The organism is Burkholderia catarinensis, from assembly GCF_001883705.2.
Lineage (GTDB): Bacteria > Pseudomonadota > Gammaproteobacteria > Burkholderiales > Burkholderiaceae > Burkholderia > Burkholderia catarinensis.
Window position 1 is genome coordinate 73,548 of the sequence record NZ_MDEQ02000020.1, and the last position, 17,270, is coordinate 90,817.

General features: G+C 67.1%; 17 protein-coding genes. 8 read left to right on the forward strand and 9 right to left on the reverse strand.

Annotated elements, in window-relative coordinates; translation table 11 throughout:
• Nucleotides 1–33: 33 nt before the first annotated feature.
• The 7 genes from BFF94_RS27475 to BFF94_RS27505 all read right to left on the reverse strand — a co-directional run bounded on the left by BFF94_RS27475 (nucleotide 34) and on the right by BFF94_RS27505 (nucleotide 7,111).
• Nucleotides 34–1,527, reverse strand: coding sequence for an HAL/PAL/TAL family ammonia-lyase (locus tag BFF94_RS27475; protein ID WP_219140085.1), 1,494 nt, complete (start codon nucleotides 1,525–1,527; stop codon nucleotides 34–36).
• Between the two features lie 7 nt (nucleotides 1,528–1,534).
• Complete coding sequence (locus tag BFF94_RS27480; protein WP_039353363.1) at nucleotides 1,535–2,326, reverse strand: ABC transporter ATP-binding protein; 792 nt, start codon at nucleotides 2,324–2,326, stop codon at nucleotides 1,535–1,537.
• A gap of 27 nt (nucleotides 2,327–2,353) precedes the next feature.
• Nucleotides 2,354–3,100 carry an ABC transporter permease gene (locus BFF94_RS27485; RefSeq protein WP_128842522.1) on the reverse strand — a complete coding sequence of 249 codons (747 nt, stop codon included), beginning with the start codon at nucleotides 3,098–3,100 and terminating at the stop codon, nucleotides 2,354–2,356.
• A 12-nt stretch (nucleotides 3,101–3,112) separates the two neighbouring features.
• On the reverse strand, nucleotides 3,113–3,835 hold the full coding sequence (locus tag BFF94_RS27490) for an ABC transporter permease (protein ID WP_128842523.1): 723 nt from the start codon (nucleotides 3,833–3,835) through the stop codon (nucleotides 3,113–3,115).
• A 93-nt stretch (nucleotides 3,836–3,928) separates the two neighbouring features.
• Nucleotides 3,929–4,789, reverse strand: a complete 861-nt coding sequence (locus BFF94_RS27495; RefSeq protein WP_128842524.1) for a transporter substrate-binding domain-containing protein — start codon at nucleotides 4,787–4,789, stop codon at nucleotides 3,929–3,931.
• A gap of 455 nt (nucleotides 4,790–5,244) precedes the next feature.
• The gene (locus BFF94_RS27500; protein WP_128842525.1) at nucleotides 5,245–6,282 is read right to left on the reverse strand and encodes a LysR family transcriptional regulator; all 1,038 of its coding nucleotides are present in this window, start codon (nucleotides 6,280–6,282) and stop codon (nucleotides 5,245–5,247) included.
• Between the two features lie 85 nt (nucleotides 6,283–6,367).
• The gene (locus BFF94_RS27505) at nucleotides 6,368–7,111 is read right to left on the reverse strand and encodes an SDR family oxidoreductase (protein WP_128842526.1); all 744 of its coding nucleotides are present in this window, start codon (nucleotides 7,109–7,111) and stop codon (nucleotides 6,368–6,370) included.
• Between the two features lie 196 nt (nucleotides 7,112–7,307).
• Between BFF94_RS27505 and pdxR the strand changes: the two genes are divergently transcribed.
• The 8 genes from pdxR (at nucleotide 7,308) to BFF94_RS27545 (ending at nucleotide 15,774) form a co-directional block, all read left to right on the forward strand.
• Complete coding sequence (gene pdxR, locus BFF94_RS27510; protein WP_219140086.1) at nucleotides 7,308–8,852, forward strand: MocR-like pyridoxine biosynthesis transcription factor PdxR; 1,545 nt, start codon at nucleotides 7,308–7,310, stop codon at nucleotides 8,850–8,852.
• Nucleotides 8,853–9,044: 192 nt separating this feature from the next.
• Nucleotides 9,045–9,524, forward strand: coding sequence for a carboxymuconolactone decarboxylase family protein (locus BFF94_RS27515; RefSeq protein ID WP_128842527.1), 480 nt, complete (start codon nucleotides 9,045–9,047; stop codon nucleotides 9,522–9,524).
• A 4-nt stretch (nucleotides 9,525–9,528) separates the two neighbouring features.
• Complete coding sequence (locus tag BFF94_RS27520) at nucleotides 9,529–9,933, forward strand: cupin domain-containing protein (RefSeq protein WP_128842528.1); 405 nt, start codon at nucleotides 9,529–9,531, stop codon at nucleotides 9,931–9,933.
• A 787-nt stretch (nucleotides 9,934–10,720) separates the two neighbouring features.
• Nucleotides 10,721–11,404 (forward strand): Csu type fimbrial protein, encoded by a 684-nt coding sequence (locus tag BFF94_RS27525; RefSeq protein ID WP_246637418.1) that lies wholly within the window; start codon nucleotides 10,721–10,723, stop codon nucleotides 11,402–11,404.
• Nucleotides 11,405–11,529: 125 nt separating this feature from the next.
• Complete coding sequence (locus tag BFF94_RS27530) at nucleotides 11,530–12,282, forward strand: fimbrial biogenesis chaperone (protein WP_128842529.1); 753 nt, start codon at nucleotides 11,530–11,532, stop codon at nucleotides 12,280–12,282.
• Nucleotides 12,283–12,307: 25 nt separating this feature from the next.
• On the forward strand, nucleotides 12,308–14,605 hold the full coding sequence (locus BFF94_RS27535; protein WP_128842530.1) for a fimbria/pilus outer membrane usher protein: 2,298 nt from the start codon (nucleotides 12,308–12,310) through the stop codon (nucleotides 14,603–14,605).
• Complete coding sequence (locus BFF94_RS27540; protein WP_246637419.1) at nucleotides 14,602–15,114, forward strand: Csu type fimbrial protein; 513 nt, start codon at nucleotides 14,602–14,604, stop codon at nucleotides 15,112–15,114. Before BFF94_RS27535 ends, BFF94_RS27540 begins: the two co-directional genes overlap by 4 nt.
• 72 nt (nucleotides 15,115–15,186) lie before the next feature.
• Nucleotides 15,187–15,774, forward strand: coding sequence for a hypothetical protein (locus BFF94_RS27545; RefSeq protein WP_128842531.1), 588 nt, complete (start codon nucleotides 15,187–15,189; stop codon nucleotides 15,772–15,774).
• 233 nt (nucleotides 15,775–16,007) lie between these two features.
• Here the strand turns inward: BFF94_RS27545 and BFF94_RS27550 are convergent, their stop codons facing one another.
• Together BFF94_RS27550 and BFF94_RS27555 are read right to left on the reverse strand one after the other, a co-directional pair.
• Nucleotides 16,008–16,838, reverse strand: a complete 831-nt coding sequence (locus tag BFF94_RS27550; RefSeq protein WP_128842532.1) for an IclR family transcriptional regulator — start codon at nucleotides 16,836–16,838, stop codon at nucleotides 16,008–16,010.
• A gap of 87 nt (nucleotides 16,839–16,925) precedes the next feature.
• Complete coding sequence (locus BFF94_RS27555) at nucleotides 16,926–17,252, reverse strand: H-NS histone family protein (protein WP_128842533.1); 327 nt, start codon at nucleotides 17,250–17,252, stop codon at nucleotides 16,926–16,928.
• Between the last annotated feature and the right edge of the window lie 18 nt (nucleotides 17,253–17,270).

Here is a 17,270-nt window from a genome sequence, read left to right on the forward strand (position 1 = left end):
GTTGGATGACCCTGGCCATCACGTCGCTCATCGTCACAGCACCGACGGCGGCGGGCCCGCGACGATGCCAGCCGCGATCGCGATGTCGTCCGCGAGCGGCCGGTCGTCGTGGTAGGCCGGTACGCGTTCGCGCACGTGCAGCCACAGCGCGTCGGTCGACGCGGCCCGCGACGCGCCGTTCTCCTGCAAATCGTACGCCTGCGCGGCAGCCAGCAACTCGATCGCGAGCACGCGCGTCGCATTCTCGATGATGTCGAGCGCCTTCAGCGCGGCCGGTGTCGCATGGCAGAGGTGATCTTCCTGCAAGCCCGACGTGATGCCGCCATCGAGGCTCGCCGGCGCCGCCAGCCGCTGGTTCTGCGCGACGAGTGCGACCGCCGTGTACTGCGCGATCATGAACCCCGAACAGGTGCCGCCCGGTGCCGCGAGAAACGCCGGCAGCCCGCTCACGAGCGGATTGACGAGGCGGTCGAGCCGCCGTTCGGCGATCGCCGCGACCTGCGCCATCGCGGCCGCCAGGCTGTCCATCGCGAGCGCGATACCCGCGCCGACCGCATGCGCCTGCGAATGCACGACCGGCGCGTCGCGCGTGCCGGCGACGATCGGATTGTCGGTGACGGACGCGAGCTCGCGATCGACGACTTCCGCCGTGACCGCCAGCACGTCGCGCGCCGCGCCGTGCACGTGCGGAATCGTGCGCAGGCTCAGCGGATCCTGCGTATGCCGGCCGTTCGCCGCGGCCAGCATCGCGCTGTCGGCGAGCATCGCCCGCAGGCGCGCGCCGACCTGCCCGATGCCGGGCGAGATCCGCAGCGCGAGCGACGCCGGATCGAACGCGGCAAGCTGGCCGCCGAGATTCTCGAAGCTCATCGCCGACACCCAGTCGGCCCAGTCGAGCAGCCGTTCCGCGCGGGCGAGCGCGAGCGCGGCGAGCCCCGTGACGCACGGTGTGCCGTTGACGAGACTCAACCCTTCCTTCGCGCCGAGCGCCAGCGGTTCGCGGCCGATACGGCGCAGCGCGTCGTCGCCGCGCACGCGTTCGCCGCGATGACGCGCATGGCCGTGCCCGATGCAGACGAGCCCGACGTGTGCCATGTGGGTCAGGTAGCCGACCGAGCCGTGCGCCGGCACTTCCGGCAGGCAATCGTGGTCGAGCAGCGCGACCAGTTGATCGACGATGCCGGCGCGCACGCCCGAATGCCCGTGTGCGTAGTTGTTGATCGCGGCCGCGATGATCGCGCGCGTTTCCGCCGCGCCGAGCGGCGCGCCGACGCCGACCGCGTGGCTCATCAGGATGTTGCGCGACAGCGTGCCCTGCTGCGCCGGCGACACGATGACGTCGCACAACGCGCCGACGCCCGTGTTGACGCCATACGCGCGAATGCCGCGCGCGACGATTTCGTCGACGAGCTCGCGCGCCGCGACGACCCGCCCGCGGGCCTCGTCGGTCAATGCGAGCGGCTCGCCGGCCGCCACTGCCGCGATCTGCCGCCAGTCGAGCGGCCGTGCCGAACGGAGTACGGTCATGGCGGCCTCAGTTCGCGGCGCGGTCGTGATGGCTCGACACGAACTGCCGGAAGCGTTCGGAGCACTGACCGCCGAACAGCTCGCCGGGCGTCCCGTCCGCATCGACCTCGCCCTGATGCAGGAACATCACGCGGTTCGACACATGCCGCGCGAAGCCCATTTCATGCGTGACGACCAGCATCGTGCGCCCTTCCTCCGCGAGCGAGCGCATCACGCGCAGCACCTCGCCGACCAGTTCCGGATCGAGCGCCGACGTCGGTTCGTCGAACAGCATCACCTTCGGATGCATCGCGAGCGCACGGGCGATCGCGACCCGCTGCTGCTGGCCGCCCGACAGGTGCGCCGGATAGTAGCCGCGCTTGTCCGCGAGGCCGACGCGCGCGAGCAGCGCCTCGGCTTCCTCGACCGCTTCCGCGCGGCTGCGCTTCTGCACGCGCAGCGGCCCTTCGACGAGATTGTCGAGCACGGTCATGTGCGACCACAGGTTGAAGTTCTGGAACACCATCCCGAGCTGCGAGCGGATCCGGTCGACCTGGCGCCGGTCGCCCGGATGCAGCTTGCCGTCGCGTGCGCGCTTCATCTTCAGTTCCTCGCCGGCGAGCGCGACGGAGCCGTCGTCGGGCGTCTCGAGCAGGTTCAGGCAGCGCAGGAAGGTGCTCTTGCCCGATCCGCTCGCACCGAGGATCGAGATGACGTCGCCCTCGTGCGCGTCGAGCGAAATGCCCTTCAGCACGTGGTGATCGCCGAACGACTTGTGGATGTTCCTGACCGACAGGGCAACGGGAGCAGCGGTGTTCATCGGATTCTCCTGGAAGGATGGAGGCGGTCAGGATGCGACGCGCCGGGCGTTGCGCGCGTCGGTAGCCGGCGGGCCGGACGGCTTCGGCGCGCGCAGGTGGCCCGACAGCCGCCATTCGAGCGCGCCGAGCAGGCGCACGACGATGAAGTTCAGGCCCAGGTAGATGAGGGCCGCGCACACGAACACCTCGGTCGTCCGGTAGGTCTGCTGGATGATCTGCTGCGCGACGCCCGTCACTTCCCACACGGTCACGAGGCTGGCGAGCGCGGTCGACTTGACCAGCAGTACGGCTTCGGTCGAATACGCGGGCAGGCACTGGCGCAGCGCGATCGGGCCGATCACGCGGCGCAGCAGCGCGAAGCCCGACAGGCCGATCGAATAACCGGCCTCGATCTGCCCGACCGGCACGGCCATCAGCCCGCCGCGCAGGATCTCGGCCGTATAGCCGGCGGTGCACAGCGCGAGCGACAGCACCGCGCACGCATACGGTTCGCGCAGCAGCGGCCACATGAAGCTCTCGCGGATCACGCCGAACTGGCCGAGCCCGTAGTACACGAGAAACATCTGGATCAGCAGCGGCGAGCCGCGAAACACGAGGATGTATGCGCGAGCAAAGCGGTTCGGCAGCCAGCGCGGCGACACGCGCATCGTGACGATCACGAGCGACAGCAGCCCGCCGAGCACGAGCGACGCGAAGAACAGGCCGAGCGTGGTCGGCACCGCCGCGAGCAGCTGGCGCAGCGTATCGAGGAGAAAAGCGAAATCGATGGACATGCGGGCTCTCCGTCAGTTGCGCGCGAAGTTGCGGCGGAACGACCGGCCGACGATCGCTTCCGCACGGTTGAACACGCGGTTCGACAGGCCCGTCATCACCAGATAGAGCGCGCCGCCCGCGACGAAGAACACGAAATACTGATGGGTCGAGTTCGCCGCGATCTGGCTCGTGCGCAACAGCTCGGCGAGCCCGGTGACCGAGATCAGCGCCGAATCCTTGAGGCTCAGCTGCCACACATTGCCGATGCCGGGCAACGCGAAGCGCAGCACCTGCGGAACCAGGATGCGGCGCAGGACCATGCTGCGCGGCATGCCGATCGCGCGCGCCGCTTCGAGCTCGCCCTTCGACACCGCGAGCACGGCCGCGCGATACACCTCGGCCTGGTACGCGCCGGAGATCATCCCCACCGCGAGCGCGCCGATCACGAACGGCGGCACGCCGATGAAGCCTTCGGCGCCAAACCACTGGCCGACGGCCGTGACGAGCGTCGAGCCGCCGAAGTAGAACAGGTAGATGACGAGCAGTTCGGGCACGCCGCGAAACACCGTCGTGTAGAGCTCCCCGAGCAAGCGGGCGCTGCGGTGGCGCGACAGTTTGGCCCCCGCGATCGCCGCGCCGATCACCGCGCCGACCGCGAGCGCGGCGAGCGTCAGCGCGACCGTCATCAGCGCGGCGAGCAGCAGCACGCCGCCCCAGCCTTCGGTTCCGAAGCCCAGCATTTCAAGGATCGCCATACGTGCCTCCCGGCAAGCGTTGATTGGATCGGCAGGATGTGCGCCGCCGCGCGTCGCGTGGATTGCCCGCGCGACGCGCGGCCGGACAGGCGCTTACGGCGTGACGTCGGTCTTGAACCACTTGTCGGCGAGTTTCTTCACGGTGCCGTCCGCGAGCGCGGCGCCGATCGCCGTATCGAACTTCGTCTTCAGGTCGGCATCCTGCTTGCGGAACGCGAGCCCTTCGCCCGGCCCCCAGATCGGCCCGCCGAGCTTCGGTCCCGCGAGCACGATCGACGCGTTGTCCTTCTTCGTGTTGTTCGCCGCGTAGTACGTGACGTCGTCGAACGATGCGTCGATGCGCCCGGCGACGAGGTCGAGATCGCGCTCGGGCGAAGTCTTGTACACGCGGATCGACGCGATGTCCTTGAAGCTGTCGTTGATGAACTTGGTATAGACGGTGCCCGACTGGATGCCGATCGTCTTGCCCTTCAGCTGCTTGCGCAGCGCTTCGACGGTGGGCTTGTCGGCATTCGCGTCGCCCGACAGCTTGACGATCGGTGCGCCGGGCGCGGCCTTCGGCAGGATCTTGGTGTCGGTGACGGCGAACGTCGCCGGCGTCGCCGCATACGGGCGCGAGAACAGCAGGATCTTCTCGCGTTCCGGCGTAATCGAGATCGCATCCATCAGGATGTCGAACTTTCCGGCCTGCAGGCCCGGAATCATCCCGTCCCAGTCCTGCGCGACCATGTTGCACTGCACCTTGATGCGCTCGCATACGTTGGCGAGCAGTTCGGGCTCGAAGCCGCCGAGCTTGCCGCCCGGCAGCGTGAGGTTCCACGGCGCGTAGCCGCCTTCGAGCGCCACCGTCACCGTCTTCCATTCCTTCGCCTGCGCCGGTGCGCAGAGCGTTGCCGCTGCCGCCGCGATGACGCCGACCGTCCTGATTGCCCACTTGATGCGCTTGCCGTTCACGAGAGTTCTCCTTGCGTTGAAGTTCGTCATCCCTTCGGTCAAGCAAGCTGCCTCAGGAATTTGTCTATACAAGCATGCAAGAAGAAAAACCCAGCGACAAGCGCTGATCAAAAAAAACCGGGTAAACGCGGGAAATCCCCTAATAACGGGGCTCTGACGTGCATCACGGCGGGGATTCGCGGCACGAATGTGGTGCATGCGACGCGATCGGCTAGTCAGGATGACTAGACAAATTATTGATTCGCATGTTTCGCTAAACAGACTGAACGTGCCGGCGAAGCATCCGGACATGCCCCCGGCCGTCTCGCCCGCAAGGCCGCCGCCTGACGCCCCGAAATCTTCAGATCATTCCGGCATGGTCGCGAAAGGCTGCCGTCTTCACCGAAAGCAGACCCACCGGGGCCGATCGGCGCAACACCGGATGCGCCGGTCTTTCCTGTCGCGAATTCAATGCTTCACGCCGCCAATCCTGCCGGCGAAGCATTCGGGCTGTCCGCGTTGAACCGCGTCATGCAGTTCAGGTCGAGCGCACGTATCTGCTCCGTCATGAAATCGATGAAGATGCGCACGCGCGTCGGGAGATGTTGCCGGCTGACATAGCAGATGTAGTGGCCGCGATCTTCAGGTACATGGTTCGCCAGCGCGACGACGAGTTCGTTGGACGCGACATGGTCGCGTATCTGATAACCGGCCAGTTGCGCGATACCCGCTCCATTCAGGACCGCGCGCAGCACCAGGTCGGCGTCGTTGAACGTGAGGCGCGCCGTCGGCATGTACTTCCGCACGCGGCCCGCGACGTTGAATTCCCATTCGAATACGCGGCCGCTGGAAAAGCGGAAGTTGATGCACTCGTGCTCGGCCAGCTCCTCCAGGCTCTGCGGAAGGCCGTGCTTCGCGACATACGACGGCGCCGCGCACAACGCCATCTGCATCGGAATCAGTTGCCGGGCAATGATGCTGGAATCTTCGATGCGCCCGTTGCGAAACGACACGTCGATCCGTTCCGACACGAGGTCGATCGGCCGGTCGTCGAGCAGCAGGTCGATGACGATGTCGGGATAGGCCTTCGCAAACTTGTCCAGCAGCGGCGCCACGACCTTTCTGCCGAACCCGACCGCCGAACTGATACGGACGAGGCCGCGCGGCGGCCCTTGCCGCAGATCCAGCATCTGGTTCATCGCGTCCACGATTTGCGCGACGCCCTGATGGCAGTTCTCGAAGAAACGCCGGCCTTCGATCGTCAGCTCGGTCGTGCGCGTGGTCCGCTGGAACAGCCGCGTGCTCAACTGCGCTTCCAGCTTCTGGACGTTCCGGCTCACGGCCGGCCGACCGACTCCGAGGCGTTCGGCGGCCTTGGTGAAACTCCCCTCGCTCGCCACCGCGACGAATGCGAGGATGCCCGCATAGCTCGTCCCGAAGCTCGCGGACAGCGCATCGGCCCGCGCCGGCGGCTCGAGACGATGGCCATGTTCCGATGTATCCGATCGATTCATTGCTGATGCTCCCAAGACATGCCGTTCATCCCGATCGCTCGCCGCCGGCGCCTGCCGGCGGACCGCTGCGAACGCGAACCCCGAATCAGCGTCGTTCGAGCCACTGGTCGAGACCGATGCGGCCAAGTCGCGCATCGCCAAGCGGCACGAGCGACTTTTCCTCGACGCGCCCGCCGTAGTACCGCGCGTCGGGATCGGTCACCACCGGGCGCGCGTCGCCGACCGACTTCAGATAGTGCGCGACGATCTGCGCAAACGGCGCGCGGCCGGGGCCCGCGATCTCGACCGTCCCGTTCAGCGGCGCGGCAAGCGCGACCTCTGCGAGGATCGCCGCGACGTCTGCCGCGGCGATCGGCTGGAACAGGCCGTCGCCGATGCGCACCGTGCCGCCTTCCGTGCCGAAATCCGCAATGCCGCCGATGAACTCCATGAACTGCGTCGCGCGCACGATCGTGTACGGCACGCCCGCCGCTTCGATCGCTTGTTCCTGAGCGACCTTGGCCGCGAAATAGCCGTTCTCCGGCATCCGGTCGCAACCGACGATCGACAGCGCAACATGATGGCGCACGCCGGCGGCCACTTCGGCCTTGCCGAGATTGCGAGCCGACATGCGGAAGAACTCCAGCACCGCCTGCGGCTCCCATGACGGCGCATTGGCCACGTCGACGACGACGTCGGCGCCGGTCAGCGCGTCGGTCAGGCCTTCCCCGGTGATGGTGTTGACGCCGGTACGCGGCGATGCGGCGAGCACCTCATGGCCTGCTTCGCCGAGCAGCGTGACAACCTGAGAGCCGATCAGGCCCGAACCACCGATTACGACGATCTTCATCGCACATTCTCCTGACGAAATGACTTCACTGAACGGGGGGCGGTGCGCGGCGGGCGCCTTGTCGGATCGGGGCGGACACGGCCGTCACATCGCTTGACGCAAGTGTGGAAGAATCATGTCCTATCGATAAGTGCCAAGAATCGTCGATCGGACTGATCCATCCTGGACCACCCGGCCCCCTTCCCGCGAGACCGTAATGACCGCGCCAGCGCCCGCACCCGCACCCGCACCCGCACCCGCACTCACCATCGAAATCGATCGCCGGCATCAGCTGCCGGTCTACCTGCAGATCTGCGAACGCTTCAGAACCGCGATCGCCGCGGGTCACCTGCGGCCCGGCGATCGCGTGCCCGCGCTGCGCGGCCTGGCGACCCAGCTGAACACGGCGCGCGGCACCGTCGAACAGGCTTACACGATCCTGGTTGACGAGGGCTACCTGCAGATGCGCGGCGCGGCCGGCACGTTCGTCTCGCCATCGCTGCCCGAATCGCTGACCCACCCCAGGCCCGCACGAACCGCCGGGCCAGCGCAACACGCCGAAGCAGCCGGCGTGCCCGCGGCATCGGACCCATCGCGCGATCGTCAACCGCCGCCGCGCCAGCCGCCGCTCGCCGTCGCGTTGAGCGGCGAGCCACGCCCGTTGCAGCCCGGCCTGCCCGCGCTCGATGCGTTTCCGCGCAAGGTGTGGCACCGGCTCGTCTCGCAGCGCGCGCGCAGCGGCGAACGCGCGCTGCTCGGCTACCCGCATCCGGCCGGCTACCGGCCGCTGCGCGAGCACATCGCCACCTATCTGGCGCTGTCGCGCGGCGTGACCTGCGTGCCGGAACAGGTGTTCGTCACCGGCGGTTACCGCGCGACGCTCGAACTCGTGCTGCGCAGCCTGGCGCGCCCGAACGATCGCATCTGGTTCGAGGATCCCGGCTATCTGCTCGCACGCAGCTTCCTGTCGGAGACCGGCGTGGAGCTCGTTCCGGTGCCGGTGGACGCCGAAGGCATCGACGTCGAGCGCGGCATGCAACTGGACGCGCAGGCGCGCTTCGCGCTGGTCACGCCGTCGCATCAGAGCCCGCTCGGGCATACGCTGTCGCTCGCGCGGCGGATCGCGCTGCTCGATTGGGCCGAGAAGGCGTCGAGCTGGATCGTCGAGGACGACTACGACAGCGAGTTTCGTTACACGGGCCGCCCGCTGCCGGCGCTGAAGAGTCTCGACCGGCGCGATCACGTGATCTACTGCAGCACGTTCAGCAAGGTGATGTACCCCGGCTTGCGACTCGCGTACGCGGTCGTGCCGGAGCGCGCGGTGGAGCGCGTCGAGCGCGTCGCCTGCAGCATGAATGCCGGCTTGCCGACGCTCCTGCAGGCGGCCATGGCCGATTTCATCGAGCAGGGGCACTTCGCGCGGCATCTGAAGCGGATGCGCGCGCTGTATGGCGAGCGGCGCATGCTGATCGTGCACGCATTGCAGCAGGCGTTCGACGAGCGGCTGATCGTCGAGCTGCCGCCCGGCGGCATCCAGTTCGCGGTGGAGTTCGCGCCGGGCCCGGACGGCCCGGTCGACGACGTCGCGGTGGCCGCGCGCGCCCGCGACGCGGGGCTCGTGGTGCTGCCGCTTTCGATCTGGTACGCGAATAGCCGCACGCCGCACGCGCGACGCGGGCTCGTCATCGGATTTGCGAACATCGTCGATGCCGCCGACGCACGCCGCCTTGCGCGTACGCTGCGTGCGTGCATGGACCGCTGACGCCCCACGTGCGCGCGGCTTGCTGATCGATGCATCACGCGCGACGGGCGATTGGTGCCGAAGCGGCAACAGCGTGCACACCTTCCCGGCTCTACCGGGTCTTCATGCGCGCGATTACGATGCCCTCCAGTCCGGCCCTGCGCGTCACGACGCAGTGCCGATCGTCACCCCGACAGACCAGGAGCACACGTCATGACGCAACGCATCAACTACTTTCAGCAATCGCCGGAGCTGACCAAAAAGCTCGTCGAGCTCGACGGGCTGTTTCAAAAGACGACGATCGAGACGCCGGTTCGCGAGCTCGTCGAGATTCGCGCGTCGCAACTCAATGGCTGCGCGTTCTGCGTCGACATGCACGTCAAGATGGCAAGGATCCACGGCGAGCGCGAGCTGCGCCTGCACCACGTCGCGATCTGGCGCGAGTCGACGCTGTTCTCGCCGCGCGAGCGGGCCGCGCTGGAATGGACCGACGTCCTGACCCACCTTCCCGCCACCGGTGTGCCGGACGATCTCTACGAGCGCGTGCGCGAGCACTACTCGGAGAAGGAGCTGTCGGACCTCACGTTCCTCGTGGGCGCGATCAACCACTGGAACCGGCTCAATGTCGCGTTTCGCGCCGTACCCGGCTCGTTCGACAAGATGTTCGGTCTCGACAAGGCCAACCTGGAGTAACGACATGCAACGCATCACGTTCGTTCTGGCGGCCCTGGTGTCGTCGCTCCTGGCCGTCGCGCAGCCTGCCGCCGCCGCGCCGCAAGCCACGGTCACGCAACTGACCACGGAACCGTTGCCCGAGTATCCGGGCAAGGAAGCCGAGATGATCGTCGTCGACTACCCTCCCGGCAGCGTCGACCCCGTTCACCGTCATGACGCGCATGCGTTTGTCTATGTGCTCGAAGGCAGCATCGTGATGGGGCTGAACGGCGGCAAGGAAGTTACGCTGCACGCAGGCGACACTTTCCACGAAGGCCCGAACGACATACACACGGTCGGACGCAATGCCAGCGACACGAAGCCGGCCAAGTTCCTCGTGCTCCTGATCAAGAACAAGGGCGCGCCGGTCCTCACGCCGGTCAAGTAGCGCCATTGTTCGTCGAGCACCGACTACGCGGGCCGCATGCGGTCCGGATCGACCGATGCGGCGCGCAGGACAATCCGTCATGAGCTCGGACCGAACTCGACAACTTCCTGCCGCTGCTCCGCACACGTTGCAAAGCTGAAACTTTTCGGGATTCTTCATGAGAATTTCCCGACCGGATTGGGTGTCGCGCCGCGGAGGCGATACCCGTCAATCCCGCAATGCCCCTTCGCGCCTTGAGCATCCCCCGCCGGCCCGGCTGTCGCATGTTTCGCGATTGAAACAAACCCGCGCCCGAGACGTTTCACGGACGCCAGCCGCGACGGCACATCCCCTATCCTCCGGGCTCCCCCCGCGCTGGCCCGCTACTTGCTGTTGCAGCCGTGCAAGCATCCAGACCTGCACAGCCAAAGAGTTCGATGCAGGCGATAAACATTCGTCAAGCAAGTCGGGGAAATCATGTCGAAACTCATATCGGCCCTCACGCGGCTGCTGTCTCGCATCACCGCTCCCGTTACGCATCGCACGACCATGCCGCCGACAGCGCGACTCTGCACCATCGACGCCCGATGCGCCGGCACGCTTCGCCCCCTCACCCAACGTCACGAAACCGCTGCCCTCGGCACGCCGGCCGGCAAGCCATTGCCCGGCATACGCATGCGCTGAGGACCGCCCGTCCCATTCACATCGCATCGCCGCCGGCCCCGCCCCCGCACGTCCCGGGCGGGCGGAGACGGCTGCGTGAAGTCGCGCCCCCCGAGGCCCCGAGGTCGGCAGACCCGTGCCCAGGATGCGCGCCGCCTCACCCGACGCATACCAACCCGAAGGAGGTGCCTACCCGCAAAACGATCCGTTTCCAACGCTACGTGAAGAACCATCACGCATCCGGATGATCGGGTTCCGCCTTCCTCAGGAAGGTCTCGACATGCGGGTTGCACATTTCGAATTTCAAAAGGAGAAATCCATTATGAAGTACTCCTCACTTACCACGGCGGCCGTCGCCGCATTGCTCGCCGTCGCGGCCGCCACGGCATCGGCCGGACAGGCCACCTCGACGATGGGCGTGTCCGCCACGGTCAACGCCACCTGCCTGATCGATTCGGCGAGCGCGCTGACCTTCCCGGCCTACACGCCCGGCACCGGCGATCAGTCCGCGCAGTCGGCCATCACGGTCCGCTGCACGAACGGTACGAACTTCCACATCGGCCTGAATGCGGGCACCACGTCCGGCGCCACCGTCGCCACCCGCATCATGACGAGCGGTTCGAACCAGCTCAACTACTCGCTGTACCAGGACTCGGGCCGCACGGTTGTCTGGGGCAACACGCCGCCGACCGACACCGTCGCCGGCACGGGCTCCGGCATGGCGATGGCCAACGCGATCACCAAGACGGTGTACGGCAAGGTGCCCGATCAGCCCAATGCGGTGCCGGGCAGCTACGCCGATACGGTGACCGTCACCGTGACGTTTTAGTGCGGCGCACGGGCTCGACGCATCCGCCATGCGCGAGCCCTGCCGGCCGGCGGCCGCGACGCTCGCGCTTGCGGCTCCCGCGCGCCGCGCCGCGTTGCCAACCGAAGCTCGCCAGGGGACCCACCATGAAACAGAACGTACGCGAACTCGCGAAATGGATCGCCGCCGTCACGCTTGCCGCGGCATGCATCGACGCCCAGGCAACGAACTTCACCGTGTCTCCCGTTCGGGTCGAACTGTCCGCGGCACGCAAGAGCGTCGCGCTCACGGTCAGGAACGAGTCGCCCGACGAACCGGTGGTCGTTCAGCTGAGCACCGTCGCGTGGTCGCAGAACGCGGGCGACGACGTGTATGCGTCGACCGGCGACCTGCTTGCCGCGCCGCCCATTTTCACGATTGCGCCGGGCGCCTCGCAAGTCGTGCGCATCGGCCTGCGACACGCGCCGAGCGCGGATCGCGAAACCGACTACCGGCTCTATCTGCGAGAAGTGCCGGCCGCGCCGAAGCCCGGCTTCGCCGGCGTGCAGATCGCGCTCGAAATGAGCCTGCCGATCTTCGTCAAGCCGGCCGCCGAGACGGCCCCTCTCCTGCGCTGGAGCGCGGACCCTCGCCCGAACGGCGCCGGCATGCTCGCGCTGCGCGTGACCAACGACGGCACCGCGCATGCCCAGGTGGCGGACCTGACGCTCCTCGCGCCGGGCAGCAATCGCCCCGTCGCCACGCACGCGGAATTTGCCTACGTCCTGCCGGGCCAGTCGCGGCAGCTGATGTTCAAACCCGGTTCCGGAGCCGCACCGGCTACGGCCTCCGGATTGCACCTGGTCGGCTACTCCGATGCGGGCAACATCGACTCCGCCGTCGCGCCGAACGATCGCTAACGCAGCGATCCTGTTCGCGATCCTCATGAGCGCCGAGATGGCATTCGCGCAACAGCGGCCTGCCGCCGCAACCGCAACCGCGACCGCGACGCACGACGCCGCGGGCGGCGCGGCCGAGTTGCTGTATCAGATCGACATCAATCGGCAGGCACTCGACGAAACCGCGTTGCTGATCAAGGCGGGCAACGGCGAATTCTATGCCTCCGCCGACGACCTGAAACGCTGGCGGCTCAAGTTGCCGGACGTCCCGCCGCTGGCCGGCAACGACACGCCGTTTTATCCGCTGAGATCGATCGCGGGGCTCTCGTACACGGTCGACGAGCAAAACCTGACGATGGAGATCAGCGTGCCGGCCCAGGCGTTCGTGGGCGCGTCCTTCGACGAGACGGACAAGAACCGTGCGGGCGCGGTCAAGCCGGGCATCGGCGGCTTCTTCAATTACGACCTGCTGGTCGAGCAGGCCGCGGGCCAGACGCACGGCTCGGGACTGTTCGAGCTCGGCTTCTTCAACCGCTTCGGCGTCGGCGTCGGCACGTTCCTCGCGGACGAGTCCGGACCGGTGCGGCGCCTGACGCGCCTCGAAACCACCTGGACGACCGATCAGCCGGGCAGGCTCGCCAGCCTGCGCATCGGCGACGCGATCAGCCGCCCCGGCATGTGGGGCCGCGCAATCCGCTTCGGCGGCATCCAATACGCGACCAACTTCGCCACGCAGCCCGGGTTCGTCACCATTCCGCTGCAGGGCGTGAGCGGGCAGGCCGCGCTGCCGTCGACCGTCGACGTCTACGTCAACAATGCGCTCACGTCGAGGCGGGAGGTCGCCCCCGGTCCGTTCTCGATCAACAACGTGCCCATCGTCACGGGCCAGGGTGACGTGCGCGTCGTGGTACGCGACGTCATGGGCCGTGAGCAGGTGATCACCCAGTCGTTTTACGCGAGCGCGAACCTGCTCAAGAAAGGACTGCAGGATTTCTCGTACGAGATCGGCGCGGAGCGGCAGGATTTCGGCCTGGCAAGCAACGACTACGGCCGATGGTTCGCCAGCGCGACGCATCGGCTCGGCGTGACGGACTGGTTCACCGGCGAGGTCCACGCCGAAGTCGAAGCGTCCCGGCAAAACCTCGGCGTCGGCGCCGTGGCGCTGGCCGGCCCGCTCGGGGTCGTCAATGCGTCCGTGGCGGCGAGCCGCAGCGCCGACGGCCCCGGCGCCCTCGCGATGCTCGGTGTCGAGAGCCAGTCGGGCGCGATCGACATCGGCGCGCACGCGCAATGGGCGACGCCGCACTTCGCGCAAATCGGACTCGATCCGGGCACGCCCGCGCCGAAACTCCTGACGAGCTTCAACGTCGGCGTCGGGATCGGCCGCTTCGGCTCGCTCGGGCTCGCGCACGTATTCGTCTCCAGTCGCGACCACAGCACGATCCAGTTGCTGTCGCTGAGCTACAACGTCCAGCTCGGCCGCGCCGGCTTCCTGAACATCGGCGTCAGCAAGCCGCTGAGCGGATCGGCCGCGACGACCGTCGGGGTGGCCTGGACGATGCCGATCGACAACCGCACGAGCGGGTCCGTCACGATGACGCACCAGCAGGGCGCCACCGAAATGCTCGCGCAGGTGCAGCGCAGCCTGCCGGTAGGCGACGGATTCGGCTATTCGCTGCAAGCCGGCAACGACACGCAGGATGCGAGCGCCACGCTGCAGACCCGGACCGGCACCTACAGCGTCGAGGCCGCGTCCTATCGCGGCCGGGCCGGCGTACGGGCCAGCGTGGCGGGCGGCGTCGCGTTCGTCGACGGCGCCGCGCGCCTGTCGCGCCAGATCACGGACAGCTTCGCGCTCGTCAAGGTGCCGGGCTTCGCCAACGTCAGCGTCCTGGCGGACAACCAGGTCGTCGCGCATACCGACGCCAACGGCGTCGCGCTGCTGCCGCGGCTGCGCGCGTATGAAGGCAACCCGATCTCGATCGAGCAGGCCGACCTGCCGTTCGACGCGAAGATCGGCACGCTGAAACTCGACGCGGTGCCGTATTTCCGCAGCGGCATGGTGCTCGAATTCCCGATCTCCCGTTCGCACGGCGCCGTGCTCACGCTCGACCTCGACAACGGCACGCATCTGCCGGCCGGCGCGATCGTCACGGTCGCCGGGCAGCAGGAAGCCTTCCCGGTCGGCCACGACGGCGTCGTCTATCTCACCGGACTGACGGAGCAGAACAGCCTGCGCGCGACGTGGCACGGTCAGCAGTGCGACGTGACCGTGCGCTTTCCTGCCGGCAGCGATCCGCTGCCGGACCTGGGTACCCATCTTTGCAAGGGAGTGACACCATGAGACATGGCAAGCCTGCCGGGCGGCCGACCCGGCTGATGCGCTTTCGCGCCGCCATCGCCGTCGCCGCTATCGCGGCCGGCGTGGCGTTGCTCGCGGCGCCGCCCGCGAGCGCGGCGACCACCTGCACGATGAACGCACCGTCGACGATGGTGTTCGGCACGTACGACACGATCAACGCCGCCGCCTCCGCCGTCACGATCTCGATCAATTGCACCGGCAGCGGCAGCTTCACGCCGACGATCTCGGCAAGCGCGGGCCAGGGTGCCTATGCGAATCGCCTGATGGCTCGCACCGGCGGCACCCAGACGTTGGGCTACAACCTGTATCTCGACAGCGCGCACACGACGATCTGGGGCGACGGCACCGGCGGTACGTCGATGATTTCGTGGGGCAAGCTCAACGGCGCCGGCACCTTCAGCGCGACCGTCTACGGGTTGATCCGCGGAGGCCAGAACGTCGTGCCCGGCGGATACGCGGACCAGGGCATCACGATCCTGTTCAACTACTAGGCGCGGACGCGGCGTGCGCACGATCGCGCCGCCATCGATCGCCATGACCGACTCAGACAACAGGTGCAGACCATGAATCGAACCGAGACAGCGAGTGCCGCCGCATCGCGGCGCGGGCAACGCGAGCCGGACCGTGCGGCATCTGTCGCGCCGCGGCGCGCCGCTCGCCGGGCAACCCGGCTGTTCGCCGTGACGGCCGCGCTTTCGCTCGGGCTGATCGGCGCCGCGCCGGGCTCGACCCATGCCAGGCAGGCCAACCGATCGATGCCGGTTGGCGCGACGGTCCAGCCGTACGTGCGCATCAAGGCGACCAATCCGGCGCAGCTCATGGTCGCGAACAAGGACACGAGCATCGGCTACATGACCGTGACGAATACCAACAACAAAACGGGCACGACGCTTGATGTTCAGACCAACGACCGGGCCGGGTACAAGGTGTTGGTGCAGGTTGCCGCCGCCAGCCAGTCGCAGTTCAGTTCGATCGAGATCACCGGCTTCGGCAGCAAGGTCGTGCTTCCCGCGACGGGCGGCACGATCGCCGTGCCCTATTCGGCGCTCAACACGACCTTCACGCTGACCTATCGCTTCGTGTTCGCACCGAAGGCGAAGGATGGGACCTTTGCATGGCCGCTCACGTTTTCGGCGCAGCCCAATCCGTGATTGCCCGGGCCGCGGCTGCCGGTTTCCGTTGACCGGCCTCCGGATCGGGCGGGTGCCGCGTGCCACGACGGCGCGCCCGGCGCCTCGGCCATCAACGTGGCGTCGATATCGATGTTGCCGGGCCGCAATCCATGCGGCGGATCGTGTCGTCTCCCACACCGTGTGTTGTCGCACGTACGGTGGCAGCACCGTCGGAATATCCGTGATTCCCTCACCGCGCACTTCGCGCCGATTTACGCGACGGCGGATTGCATGAACCGTTGATCGACCATCGCGGAGATGCGTTGTGCCGTTTCGCACAGCGCGACACCGATCTGTTTGATCGACATCGCCGCGGCTTCTCCCGAAAGCGCGAGGTATGGGCAGGCGAGAATCGCAATTGCCGAACCCGACTTGTCCACGATTGGCGTCGCGACATCCGTGATGCCGGGAATCCGCTCATTGGGGCGGCAGATATAGCCGTCAACCCGATGGGCCGGCGTAGCTTCAGCGCTGCCTGGCGGGTTCCACGACTCGACATCGTGCCCGGTGGCCCGGAGCAATCGGGTTCGCACGTCCTCGTCCTGAAAAGCGAGGTACATCTCTCCCGCGGCGCTGCGGTGCAGCGGCACGCGCGTGCCGACCCGGACCGCCACGTTCCATTCCGTTTCAGCGCCGGCCGTTGCGATGACAATCATCTTGTCGCCGTCGAATACCGTCAGGTAACACGACTGGACGGTCTGCAACGCGAACTGCTGCAAGAGCGGTGTAACAAGCGCGCCGAGCGATCGCGTCGGCGCATGATGTTGCCCGAGAAAATAGAGCTTCATGGTCAGCGCGTAACGGTCGTAACGATCCACTCTGTAGATGTAACCCCGCTCCTCGAGCACCTGCATCATCCGATACAGTTCGCTCCGGCTGCGCTTCAACGCGCGACAAATGTCCGCCTGTGCCATTCCGTACTGGCGATCGATGAGCAACTCGAGAATATCGAGGCCTTTCTCGAGCGCCGGCGCCCGATAGCTCGTTTTTTTCCTGGGTCCCGGGTCGTCGCGATCAACCGGGTCCGTGTCTGGATTCCGCATGTGAAACATTGCCCCTGGAGTTCGGCTCATTCGAGTCACGCCGGCATGACCGGCGTTGCGGCCGGAAGCATGTGGCTGTCCCGTCGATCAGCGTGTTTGCGGCCACCATGGCTGCGGCGTTTCCCGGATCAGATAGTCGTCGAGGTTCTTGCCGACCAGCCACCTGGGACGCGCACCTTTGCCGGACCACGATCGACCGGAGTTCGGGTCGTAGTATTTCGCCGGCGCCTTCTGTTGCCTGGCCTTGACGAAACCCGCCGCTCGCAGCAATTCGATTTCGGTGATGTTGAACTGGCGGACATGCTCGGCAATCTCCCCGAGCCGGGCCTGCTTCTCCTTCTGCCTGACTTCCTCGACGATCAGGTTCAGCTGACCGAGTTGCTGCTGAAGCTCGCGAATGGTGGGGCTCTTCATTTATGTCGTCCCGGAGTG